At 58.1% G+C, this 11,060-nt stretch carries 11 protein-coding genes; 3 read left to right on the top strand and 8 right to left on the bottom strand.

What is annotated here, in order from left to right; translation table 11 throughout:
- Positions 1-3: 3 nt before the first annotated feature.
- From GJR99_RS10140 to GJR99_RS10100, 8 genes are all read right to left on the bottom strand, one after another.
- Positions 4-1,092 (bottom strand): ABC transporter ATP-binding protein, encoded by a 1,089-nt coding sequence (locus GJR99_RS10140; RefSeq protein WP_151111779.1) that lies wholly within the window; start codon positions 1,090-1,092, stop codon positions 4-6.
- A complete protein-coding gene (locus GJR99_RS10135) occupies positions 1,085-2,197 on the bottom strand; it encodes an ABC transporter ATP-binding protein (RefSeq protein WP_151111777.1) in 1,113 nt (370 codons plus the stop codon). Before GJR99_RS10135 ends, GJR99_RS10140 begins: the two co-directional genes overlap by 8 nt.
- Entirely contained in the window at positions 2,194-3,093 is a 900-nt protein-coding gene (locus tag GJR99_RS10130; RefSeq protein ID WP_151111775.1) for an ABC transporter permease, read from the bottom strand. The genes GJR99_RS10135 and GJR99_RS10130 overlap by 4 nt, the downstream gene beginning before the upstream one ends.
- The gene (locus tag GJR99_RS10125; protein ID WP_151111773.1) at positions 3,090-4,121 is read right to left on the bottom strand and encodes an ABC transporter permease; all 1,032 of its coding nucleotides are present in this window, start codon (positions 4,119-4,121) and stop codon (positions 3,090-3,092) included. Before GJR99_RS10125 ends, GJR99_RS10130 begins: the two co-directional genes overlap by 4 nt.
- Positions 4,118-5,869, bottom strand: a complete 1,752-nt coding sequence (locus tag GJR99_RS10120) for an ABC transporter substrate-binding protein (RefSeq protein ID WP_151111771.1) — start codon at positions 5,867-5,869, stop codon at positions 4,118-4,120. The genes GJR99_RS10125 and GJR99_RS10120 overlap by 4 nt, the downstream gene beginning before the upstream one ends.
- Before the next feature lie 666 nt (positions 5,870-6,535).
- Positions 6,536-7,960 carry an FAD-binding oxidoreductase gene (locus GJR99_RS10110; protein ID WP_151111769.1) on the bottom strand — a complete coding sequence of 475 codons (1,425 nt, stop codon included), beginning with the start codon at positions 7,958-7,960 and terminating at the stop codon, positions 6,536-6,538.
- Between the two features lie 369 nt (positions 7,961-8,329).
- Positions 8,330-9,262 (bottom strand): formate/nitrite transporter family protein, encoded by a 933-nt coding sequence (locus GJR99_RS10105; protein WP_151111767.1) that lies wholly within the window; start codon positions 9,260-9,262, stop codon positions 8,330-8,332.
- Between the two features lie 34 nt (positions 9,263-9,296).
- The gene (locus GJR99_RS10100; protein ID WP_191967103.1) at positions 9,297-9,620 is read right to left on the bottom strand and encodes a hypothetical protein; all 324 of its coding nucleotides are present in this window, start codon (positions 9,618-9,620) and stop codon (positions 9,297-9,299) included.
- Between the two features lie 215 nt (positions 9,621-9,835).
- On the opposite strand from GJR99_RS10100, the gene GJR99_RS10095 reads away from it, so the two are divergent.
- The 3 genes from GJR99_RS10095 to mnhG are packed head-to-tail and all read left to right on the top strand — an operon-like array spanning position 9,836 to position 11,060.
- The gene (locus GJR99_RS10095; RefSeq protein WP_225317612.1) at positions 9,836-10,426 is read left to right on the top strand and encodes a Na+/H+ antiporter subunit E; all 591 of its coding nucleotides are present in this window, start codon (positions 9,836-9,838) and stop codon (positions 10,424-10,426) included.
- On the top strand, positions 10,423-10,704 hold the full coding sequence (locus GJR99_RS10090) for a monovalent cation/H+ antiporter complex subunit F (protein WP_151111765.1): 282 nt from the start codon (positions 10,423-10,425) through the stop codon (positions 10,702-10,704). Before GJR99_RS10095 ends, GJR99_RS10090 begins: the two co-directional genes overlap by 4 nt.
- A complete protein-coding gene (gene mnhG / locus GJR99_RS10085; RefSeq protein ID WP_151111763.1) occupies positions 10,701-11,060 on the top strand; it encodes a monovalent cation/H(+) antiporter subunit G in 360 nt (119 codons plus the stop codon). The genes GJR99_RS10090 and mnhG overlap by 4 nt, the downstream gene beginning before the upstream one ends.

Genomic DNA, 11,060 nt, shown 5'->3' with positions numbered 1-11,060 from the left:
TAGTCACTGCTCTACGTCTCGTTCTGTGTGCTTCGCGGCGGTTCCTCCACCGTCCGTGATGGCCTCAACAGCCACTTCTGGAATCTCATCGAACTCGTCTCGATAGCTCTCGTCGTAGATGTGGCACCGAACGCTTGGACCCGAATCGACCGTCGCGAACGTCGGCTCTTCGGCGGAACACGCATCTGTCGAGTACGGACAACGAGTGTGGAACCGACACCCGGATGGGACGTCTCGTGGACTCGGTATCTCGCCACGAAGCGGTTCGTGACGGGGTTTGTATGCTTCTTCTTCCTCCGTTGTGACAGGAATCGCCGAGAGGAGCGCTCGAGAGTATGGGTGTCTCGGTCGCTGGAATACTTCTTCGGTCACCCCCCGTTCTTGAATCTCACCGAGGTACATCACTGCAGTCTCGTCGGCGAAATTACGGACCAGCGAGAGGTCGTGCGTGATGAAGAGGTAGGTGAGGTCGAACTCTTCTTGGAGGTCCTCGAGAAGCGCGATGATTTTCGCTTGGACACTCACGTCGAGGGCGCTCGTTGGCTCGTCGAGTAACAGTAGGTCCGGCTCGACAGCGAGCGCACGGGCGATGTTGACGCGCTGTTTCTGTCCACCCGAGAGCTCGTGAGGGTACTTATTCCAGTACTCGTCGTTGAGCTCGACTCGTTCGAGTAGGTCGATTACCCGGTCACGGCGTTCGGATTTCGGAACACCACGTGCCTTCAGCGGCACTGCGAGTGATTTCCCAATCGTCCGTCGTGGGTTCAGACTCGACGTCGGGTCTTGAAACACCATCTGAATCCGCGACCGAAGCCGAGCCAATTGCTCGTCGGTCGCATTCGTGATGTCCTCACCGTCGAACTCTACGGTTCCATCGGTCGCGCGATGGAGACCGATTATCGTCCGAGCGACAGTACTCTTGCCACTTCCCGACTCACCGATGAGTGCGAGTGTCTGGCCTCGTTCGATGTCGAAAGAGACCCCGTCGACAGCCTTCACGTGGTCTGTCGTTCGTTTGATGATGCCTCCCTTCACCGGGAAGTACTTCTTGAGGCCGTCGACTGCGAGGAGTGACCCACTCATATCAGTCATCCCCCATGAGGCTTCCCGACCGTCGAGTCATGTGACTTCGAGTCTCTTCGACAGTTGGTCGGTCTGATAGTTCGACAGTTTCATCGTAGAGAATACACTCGACACCGGACTGGTTGGTTCCCTGGTACATTTCTGGCCGCCCCTGTTCACATTCAGCAGTTGCATACGGGCACCGAGGTGCGAACCGGCACCCCCGTGGCGGGTCGAGATATTCGGGAATCGAGCCGTCGATACCTTCTGCCATCTCGTCGCCAGTCAACCGCGGGATGGATGCGATGAGTCCCTGTGTGTAGGGATGTTTTGGATTCTCGAACAGCTCCTCTGTCGGGGCCGTCTCGACGATTCGACCACCATACATCACGTAGACGCGGTCGCTCACCTGTCTGGCAACCCCGAGGTTGTGCGTGATCATCAGAACACTCAGGTCGTGTTCTTCGATGAGGTCTTTGAGCAGGTCGAGAATCTGGTCGTGGATCGTCACGTCGAGCGCAGTCCCGATTTCGTCTGCAATCAAGAGGTCGGGCTCGTTTAACAGCGCTTGTGCGATGAGTGCTCGTTGGCGCATCCCTCCCGAGAGTTGCGACGGATACGAGTCCATGATGTTCTCCGGGTCAGGCATCTGAACCTCACGGAGCATCTCTAAGACACGCTCTCGAGCCTCGTCGCGTTCGCTGCTGAACTTCCGTCGGAAGAATTCGATGACGCCAGTGTCGCTGTCCCCACCGAACTGTGCCGTGTCGGTGAGTTGCTCACCGATCGTGAACGTCGGGTTTAGACTCGACATCGGGTCCTGAAAGACGAGGCTCATTCGCTGGCCTTTGACACGCTCGAACTCCGAGTCCGACAGGGAGAGTAGCTCTGTCCCGTCGAAGGTTATCTCGCCGTTCACTCGGGCCGGTGGCTGGTTCAGGAGTCTGAGGATGGACTTCATCGTCACAGACTTGCCACAGCCAGTCTCTCCAGCGATGGTGACGACCTCACCCTTTCCGATGGAGAGGTTGACACCGTCGATGACTTCTGCGAACCCGTCGAAGGATTCGAAGCCGACTTCGAGGTCTTTGACGGTCAGCAGTGGGTCGGTTGCGACTGGTTCGTCGAGTTTCATCGGTTCACCTCCACGTCGAAGAGGTCACGAAGCCCGTCACCGAGCATATTGAACCCCATAACCAGGGTGAAGATTGCGAGCCCTGAGAAGACGCTTACCCACCACGAATCCGGGAGGTAGGACGTCCCCTGACTGACCATCGTCCCGAGACCGGGCTGTGGTGGTTGGACACCGACGCCGATGAACGAAAGTCCGGCACCGATGAGGATGACGAACCCTGCGTCGAGCGTCACTTTGACCAGAATTGGCGAGAGTGTGTTTGGGAGAATCTCACGGAAGAGTATGTGCGGGGTACTCGCGCCAGCGAGCTTTGCTGCTTGCACGTACTCTTCGCTCCGTTCACTCGCGACGATGCTCTGGACGAGGCGAGCGTGCCACGTCCACCAGAGAGCAGCGATTGCAATCATCGCATTCGTCAACGTCGGCTCTAACGCCGACGTGATGGCGAGCGCCATTACGAGCGGCGGTAACGCAAGTGCTGTATCAGTTGCTCTCATGATGATGGTCTCTGCCCACCCGCCGTAGTAACCTGCGACGAGTCCAAGCAGGACACCGACCGGAACACCAAAGCCGAGGACGACCCCGACGAGCATGAGCGACAGTCGGTATCCAAAGAGGATACGCGACAGTACGTCACGGCCGACGTGGTCCGTCCCGAGTGGGTGCTCGAGACTCGGTGGTTGAAGCGTGTTCGAGAAGTCGGTGAACTTCCCAGCGTGTTCGGGGTACGGTGCGACAAGCGGTGCGAACACTGCCAGCAGGATTACCGCGATGATGATACCGAGGCCGATGACGCTCATCGGTCTGCTCGAGAACCGTTTCCACGAGCGCTGCCAGAGTTCGCGTCGCTCTTCGGAGACGAACCGGTCGAAGCCTGTTGCAGATTCTGTACTCATGTTGCTTCCTCCATCGCAAGTCGGATTCTGGGGTCGACACGACCCAGCAGAATATCGACGAGGAAATTGATACTGACGAACGCGATGCCGATCGTCATCGTCACACCGACGACGGCATTGAAGTCGTTGTTCAGCACGGCAGTGACACCGTAGGACGCGAGCCCCGGCCACGTGAACACGAGTTCTATCAAGAATGCGTTTCCGAGGAGTGACGCGTATAGAAGTCCGAGGATCGTGAGCGTTGGAATGAACGCGTTCTTCAGTGTGTATTTGTACGTCACGAGCCACGATGGAAGGCCGAACCCGCGCTCGGCTTCCACGTAATCCTGGTCTTTCACGTCGATCATGCTCGACCGAGTAATCCGCATCACTTGTCCGATACCTGCCAGCGAAAGGGCGAGTGCTGGGAGGATGATGTGTGCCCACGCATCGAGATGGGCAGCGAGATTCCCAGAGAGTATCGTGTCAACGAGGAGGAACCCGGTGAACTTCGAAACACCGGCGGCGTGCTCTGCTGAGAGACGCCCCGTAATCGGGAGCCATTCCAGAAGATAGCCGAAGATCAACTGGAACATAATCGCGATGAAGAATCCGGGAACACTCACACTGAAAAATGCGAGTAACCGAGTCGCGTTGTCAGTGAGTCCGTCTTTGTTCTGTGCGGCGATGACCCCAAGCGGAATCCCAATAACCACCGTGAGGAACATCGAGACCGTAATGAGTTCCAGCGTCGCTGGAAGGTAGTTGACGATGTCGGTGCTCACTGCCTGCTTCGTCTCGAGACTCGTCCCGAGGTCACCGACCAACAGCCCCTGCATGTAGTCGAGGTACTGCAGTGGAATTGGCTTGTTCAAGCCCATCTCTGCCGCAAGTTCCTGAACTTGTTCTTCCGATGCGAGTGCACCGAGTGCCATTCGTGCGGGGTTCCCAGGAAGTACCCGTGACGTCGTGAAGATGATAATCGAGAGACCGATGAGACTCACGAGGATGCCCGCGAGACGCCGCACGAGGTACTGCCAGTATTTCATTCTTGGTAGAAGTCGGGGAACCAGTAGTCGAAGCTCATGGATGGCCGGAACGTGTAGCCTTGGACGTCTTCAGCGAACGCGTGTTTCTTCGACTGGACGAAGATGAACAGGTCTGGGTACAGGTTTGCGAGGTGGTCCTGCAAGTCAGCGTACAACTGCCCACGAGTGTCGGGGTCGACGGTCGAACGAGCCTCATCGATCAACGAGTCGACCTTCGAGTCCTCGAGATGTTCCATGCTCATCCAGGTCGACGCAGTCCCGGAGTGGTACTGGTTGTAGAATACGGTGTCTGGCGACGGGTAGACCGGGCCGTAGAACACCTGGTTGACGTGTGGCGTCTTTTCGACGCTGGTTGCGAGTTCCGTCATCGTCCCCCACGTCTGCGGGTTCAGTTCGACGTTGATACCAATCTCGTCCATATTCTGTTGGAAGAGAAGTCCCATCTTCTCCTCGAGGCCGAAGTCTTTCACGTACGTGTTCTGGACGGTGATGTCACCTTCTTCGTACCCCGCGTCAGCAAGGATTTGCTTTGCCTTCTCGGGGTCGTACGTCGGTTGGACGATGTCGTCGTTGTGGACACCGAACGACGGAGCCAATGGACCTTGTGCTGGCAGCGACCCAGGTGCGATTTGGTTACGCGCCGTCTCGTAGTCGAAGCCGTACGCCATGGCTTCACGCACAGCAGGGTCGTCCGTCGGCGACTTCTGCGTGTTAATCTTAAAGTAGAACATCGTCACCGTCGGAATCGAGTCGACTCGGATGTCGTCTTCTTTCGCGAGCGCTTGGTAGGTCTCCTCGCTCTGGTACTGACTCGACACGTCAAGCTCACCCGTCTTCATCAACGAGCGAACCGTCGGGTCTTTGGTGATGATTTTCACGACGACGTTGTCGTATGCACCATCTTTGAACGGCTGCCAGTAGTCTGTGTATCGACTGAACGAGATCTGTGCCTGCCGTTCGAATCCTGCTAATTCGTACGGGCCAGAGCCTGCGTCGTTATTGTTCAAGTAGTCCTGCGCGTAATCTCCACGGTCGCCGAAGTCACCATCTGCTGCGTTGTCCATGACCGCTTTCTTGTCGACGACGAAGAGGAGAACTAGCGTCGCGAGGAACGGAGAGTGTACCCTGTCGAGGGTGAACGAGACTGTCCGGTCGTCTTCGACAGTTACGTTCTCTTTCGAGAGGACGTTGCCGAGGAGCGACGAGTATCCTTGGTTGATATCGAGGAACCGTTCTGCGGAGAACTTCACGTCCTCGGCCCGTACGGGGTTCCCACTGTGGAACGTCACCCCCTCTCGGAGCGTGAACGTGTAGGTCTTATTGTCGTCAGAAACGGTCCAGTCTTCCGCGAGGTGTGGTTTGAGATTTCCTTCCGTATCGGGGAACACCAAGGGGTCGTACAGATTAACGAGCGCGAGTACCTGCGTATAATCGGTTCCTTTTGCAGGGTCGACGGTGCCAAACCGTTGGGTTGCGCTCATCCTGAGTGTCGAGCTACCGGCGGTACCATCGTCCGAGCCCTCAGTTTCAGTCTCTCCGCCACCACTCGACGCAGTCGTTTCGTCTCCGTTCTCTTCGCCGTCGTAGCTCTCGCCGCCACCGGTACATCCAGCGAGTCCAGCGATGCCTGTCACCCCAAGAGCCTTCAGGAACGTCCGTCGACTGTTCGAATCCTCGAATTGGTCACTAACGTTGCCCAATTTGGAACCAGACCGTGTGTCGTTCTGTGTGTATTCTTCTCTCGACATACGTTATACATTCTCACACTACCATGGTGAGTTATAAAAGTATCGTATAGGAACCTGTTGCGAACGAATTGGAACTATTTTGATGTCCTAATACCCATTATGGAACCTTGGTGTGTCTTGTTACATTGTGATGACAGAAGGATGGACTCCGAATACGACACAACAGTCGGTCGTCGGGTGAACCGAGAAGGGAAAACACAACGAGAGCGTGGCTCATCGTCGACAACGATTCTCACCCGTTCGGTGACCAGCAGTACATCGCCGTCGCCATCTCGACGAAAGAGTACGGCGATTCACTCCCACGCACCGATGACCTGTGGGAAGTCGGTGGTGTTCCTCGCGACTCGTTCGTCTCTCCGTAGGCAGTTCATTCACCTCGCAAAGAGGACTTCGTCGCGTGGCAGGGGCGTCTCGAAGAGGCGTTCGTAGACCGAGTCGTCGAGCACGTCGAAGCCTACTAAGATAGTTCGAGGGAGCGCCAATAATCGCCAGACAACGCTCCGATTAAACCATTTCTGTCACACCCGATAACGCATTCCCGTCGGGTCCGTTCGCTTCGCTCACAACCCCGCACGGAGTTCGGGAGCACACCGAAACCAGAGTTCACCACTGTAGCGGGTTGCTTGACACCTACTGAGTCAGTCGTCCAAAAATGAGAGTACCGGGTTAGTCGTCAGCCGGCGCGACGTTTACGTTCTTATCGAGGTCGTTCGAGGCGTCGTAGCGTGCCTTGATATCAGCGAGACGCTCGAGATTCTCGCCGTAGACGCGTTCAGGGACATTTTCACTCTCGCGAGCGACCACACCCGTAAATCCACCATAGGCACCGTACCCACCGAGACTGCGGAGCAGGTCATCACCCTCACGGGTCCACTCGATGTTAGCGTCGTCGTCGCCGTCGTCCCAGTTCGCCTCCACCGTAATCATGTATTCCGCATCACGGTGCGGGTACGCGGTCGCGTCCGAATCCACGTCACTAATTGCGCCGCCCATCTGCCAGACACCGACGCCCGACAGGTTCGATTCTGCCGCTTCAGTGTGGTCGAGAATGGCGTCGATCAGATCATCGGAGAGGTCATCCACGAAGCACGACCGGTGACAGTAGTTGCGCCCCTCGGGGAACATCATCGTCCCGAGTTGGTGAAGCATCAGGTACGGCATCGGCTCACTCATGTCGAGAAGCGACTCATCAGCCAGTTCACGGAACGGTTGGAGCGCCTCCATGCCTTCCTCTGGGTCGTCACCGATGTAACAGCCCAGGACTGCGACAGCGTCCTTCCCGACGAGTTCCTCCGGCATCGGTGGAAGGTCTGGGACGTGGCTGTTGAGAGCGATCGTCGTCACTTCATCTGGGGCGTCGGCCGTTACTTTACGATAGTTTTCGAATACTTCCGTGGCGTCGTCGCCGGGGTAGAAAATCCCGAGACCAGCGACGATCGGCGGTACCTCGTACAGTTCGAACTCGAAGTTCGTGACGACACCGAAATTGCCACCACCACCACGCACAGCCCAAAACAGGTCTTCGTTCTCGCTCTCACTTGCAGTGACGAGTTCCCCGTTAGGCGTGACGACGTCGACCGACTGGAGCGCGTCGATACCGAGGCCGTGTTTTCGGCGCATCCAACCGATTGCACCACCGAGTGTGGAGCCCGGAATACCGACGTCTCCTGCACTTCCGGTCGGCATTGCGAGGCCATAGTGCTGGGTCTCGATGAGTGCATCGCGAGCACGGCAACCGGCACCAACCTGTGCAACCTGTTCCTCAGGGTTCACTCGAACGTGGTCGATTCCTGCAAGGTCGAGAACGATTCCCTCTTCGACCATCGAACTTCCAGTCTGGTTGTGAGCCCCCCCACGAACCGAGAATGGCAGGTCGTGAGTCGTCGCGAACTCGACTCCCTTGGCCACGTCAGCGCTGCCTCGACAGCGGACGATGAGGGTCGGATACGCGTCGACGAGGCCGTTCCAAACTGAACGAGCTTCGTCGTACGAATCGTCGGCTTGTGAAACGACCTCGCCACGGAGAGACGTGGCAAAATCGGAAACAGCCTCGTCGGTTACCTGCCCATTTGTTATTGCCTTGTTAGACATTCAACCTCACCAACTAGATAGAGGTTTGAAATGTTTTTGGAATATCCTGTTGGTATATCGAGTAGAGCGGTGTGAGTGACACTGCGGCCACCAACAAACGTGCCGACGATAGCATTTCACGCGCATCACACGGGAGACGCCATTACGTGGCATGGTGGCTAGACGTCACTGAGAACTCGTGTCTACCGGAGTTAGCGTGGAGTTCTGTACTCCGACTCGCCAGACGACGCGTCGATTAACACAGCTCTGTCACACGCGATGACGCCTCCCCCATCGATTTCGACGTGGCACACCCCGGACGGGAACGTGGGAAAATACGCCCACACGTTGGCCAGTTGCCGCACAAAGCGACTTGACTAGCAGACTGGTTTACTCTCCAGGCTTGCTAATCTCCCGACTGAACAACCAGTCTGAGAGACTAAGTCGCGCACGCGGGCCTTCGCTCTCGGGGAAACGGTTCTCTGTCTGCCCGTAGTTGATGAGCGTGACGAGGAACACGCCACCGATCGTGTTTCCGAGCAGGACTGGAACGACAAACTCCCACAGCCCAGTCGTGAGCGCGACGTTCCCCGTAAACACGAGGTAGAACACGTCGGCAGAGCTCACGACGATGTGGTAGAGTCCAGACGCAGGAATCGCGTAGATGACGAGGTAGATGAGAACCACCCGTGATATCGAATCTCTCACTGCGTGTTCCAGCCAGACGAGCCCCGCGACGAGCCAGCCGGCGAACATCGCCTTGAACACGAGGTCCCACCACGGCGTCTCGATACCCTGAATCCCGATACCGACCGCGGCATCGGCAGCAGCGGGTGAGAACACGCCACTCGAAGCGAGGACGAACGTCCCGACGAGTGCACCGGTGAGGTTGCCTGCGAGCACGCTCACCCACACACGGAGCAACGACGGGATGCTCGCGACGCGGGTCAACACGAGTGTCACCGGCGTCAACGTGTTTTCGGTGTAGAGCTGGTACCGTCCCATGATGATGTAGACGAAACCGAGCGGGTAGAGGAGGGGCGCGAGGAGCCCAGTCGCGTCGTTCGGGAACGCTGCTCTCCCTGTCGCGTACAGAAAGAAAGTGAGCGTAATCGCGAAGCCCGCAGCGAGCCCGCTCAGATATAGTTTGAGCGTCCCAGATTCGACTTCCTCGTCCGCGGTGGCGACGACACGCTGGAAGATTTCGTCTGTCGAAAACCGGTCTCCGACCGCCTCACCGGCAGCGGGCGCACCACTCCGTGCTCGGCCTGGTTGCGTCCCACTGTCGGTGCCATTCACCGACTGGTGCGGAGGAAGGCTCATCGACTGGCCTCCTGGTCGACCGAGTCTGTGCTTGTCACTGACTGGCCTCCTGGTCGACCGGGTCTGCGTTCGTCACCGTCTCCGATTCGACTGTCTCACGCTCGCTCGCCAGTTCATCGTGTCGCGCCCACGCATACTGCGCGAGTCGGTAGAGGATGTAACTGAACAGCGCGAACGCGACGAGTTCGACGACGTACAACTCTACGAGCTCGAGCGGAGTGAGCTGTTCGACGATGGCACTTTGGGTCGCACTCAGGACGGCGAAGGCGAGTATCAGCGTCACCGCAGGCATCGTCACGAGAGTGAGACCGAAGGCAAGCGCCCAGACCCGGTCGTCTCCGGTTCGTTTTCCTTCCATGAGTTCACCCCATCGGACCGGGTACTCGACGTTCCGTTGCGTTGGTTGATAGGTGGTCGCTCGTGTCCATAGTCGTACTCTGTTCCCGGATAAGCATAAATTAGCACTATTTTTTACCGATATGGTAATATACCATTCGGATAGTACCATTGTGTGATTGAAATGGAGGTGTTCGTTCGGTATCTGGTCGACGTCTGCAGAGAGGTGGACACGTCGTGAGTTCACTCTTCCAGCCCGCTGCCCCGAATGGGCTGAAGAGAACAGCGATTGGCTCCCGAATCGGGACTGCACTCGTCGCATTCGCCTTCTACATCTTCCTCGGTGACCCCACAGACTGGTTCGACGTCGTGACCGGTGCCGTCAGCGCTGTGGTCGTCGCCGTCGTCATGGGACACGTCGTCTTCGAGCGGCCACCGACGGTCCGAACGCTTGGGACGCTCTCGCGCGCACTGGTGTTCCTTCCGTACTTGCTGTTCGCAGTCGTGCGGGCAAACCTCTCACTCGCTGCCGTCCTGTTGGACCCGAGGCTTCCGATCGACCCTGCGGTCGTCCGTCTTCCCGCACCGGAAGGGCGACTCGCGACGGCTCTCTTGGCGAACAGCATCACCCTGACACCGGGAACACTCACCGTCGACGTCGACGGTGACCACCTCGTCGTCCACACGCTCACCGACGCAACTCGCGAAGAACTCCTCGCAGGTGGACTCGTGCGCGCTGTCGACTACGTCGTGGGCCACGACAGTGTCGAGTCGGAGGACGTAGCCTCCACCGTCTCCCCCACACAGAGCCTGGAGCGACCGCGATGACCGCTGAGCTTCTCTCCAACGGGTTGCTCGTCGGCGCAGCAGCCCTCGGGCTCGTGAGCATCGCCCTCCTCTGGCGTGTCGTCGTCGGTCCGACGACTGCGGACCGTATGGTCGCCGTGAACGTCATCGGAACGAGCGTCGTCGTCATCATCGCACTCCTCGGAGCAGGACTCGGGGAGGTCGGATTCCTCGACGTCGCGCTCGTCTATGGGTTGTTGAACTTCCTGCTGTCGCTCGGTCTCGGGCAACTCTCTCTCGACGGGGGTGAGCCACGGTGACTCCCTTCGACGTGCTCGTCCTCGCACTCGTCACGGGAAGCGTCGCGTTCTCTCTCATCACGCTCGTCGGGTTCGTCCGCCTCCCAGACGTATTCGCCCGAGCACACGCCGCATCGAAGACCGAGACACTGGGTGCGCTGCTCGGACTCGGCGCTGCAGCGCTCGCCTTCGACGATGGACGAGCAGTCCTCAAACTGGGTGTTCTCGCGATGTTCGTCCTCGTGACGGGTCCGACTGCTGCTCACGCGATCGTCCGCGCCGCGATGCGCTCGGGCGTGGAGCCGTGGACTCGAACAGGTTCGTCCGACGAGCAACCGTCTCCGTCTGCCCACGCCGCTCCGAGAGGTGAGAAGTGA

Source organism: Haloferax marinum (genome assembly GCF_009674625.1).
Taxonomy (GTDB): domain Archaea; phylum Halobacteriota; class Halobacteria; order Halobacteriales; family Haloferacaceae; genus Haloferax; species Haloferax marinum.
The sequence above is the reverse complement of the archived record's forward strand: the minus strand, read 5'-3'. Positions and strand labels throughout refer to the sequence as shown.

Coding starts and splice junctions, on each gene's coding strand:
- GJR99_RS10140 (WP_151111779.1), bottom strand. CDS start 1,092: ATGACTGATATGAGTGGGTCACTCCTCGCAGTCGACGGCCTCAAGAAG.
- GJR99_RS10135 (WP_151111777.1), bottom strand. CDS start 2,197: ATGAAACTCGACGAACCAGTCGCAACCGACCCACTGCTGACCGTCAAA.
- GJR99_RS10130 (WP_151111775.1), bottom strand. CDS start 3,093: ATGAGTACAGAATCTGCAACAGGCTTCGACCGGTTCGTCTCCGAAGAG.
- GJR99_RS10125 (WP_151111773.1), bottom strand. CDS start 4,121: ATGAAATACTGGCAGTACCTCGTGCGGCGTCTCGCGGGCATCCTCGTG.
- GJR99_RS10120 (WP_151111771.1), bottom strand. CDS start 5,869: ATGTCGAGAGAAGAATACACACAGAACGACACACGGTCTGGTTCCAAA.
- GJR99_RS10110 (WP_151111769.1), bottom strand. CDS start 7,960: ATGTCTAACAAGGCAATAACAAATGGGCAGGTAACCGACGAGGCTGTT.
- GJR99_RS10105 (WP_151111767.1), bottom strand. CDS start 9,262: ATGAGCCTTCCTCCGCACCAGTCGGTGAATGGCACCGACAGTGGGACG.
- GJR99_RS10100 (WP_191967103.1), bottom strand. CDS start 9,620: ATGGAAGGAAAACGAACCGGAGACGACCGGGTCTGGGCGCTTGCCTTC.
- GJR99_RS10090 (WP_151111765.1), top strand. CDS start 10,423: ATGACCGCTGAGCTTCTCTCCAACGGGTTGCTCGTCGGCGCAGCAGCC.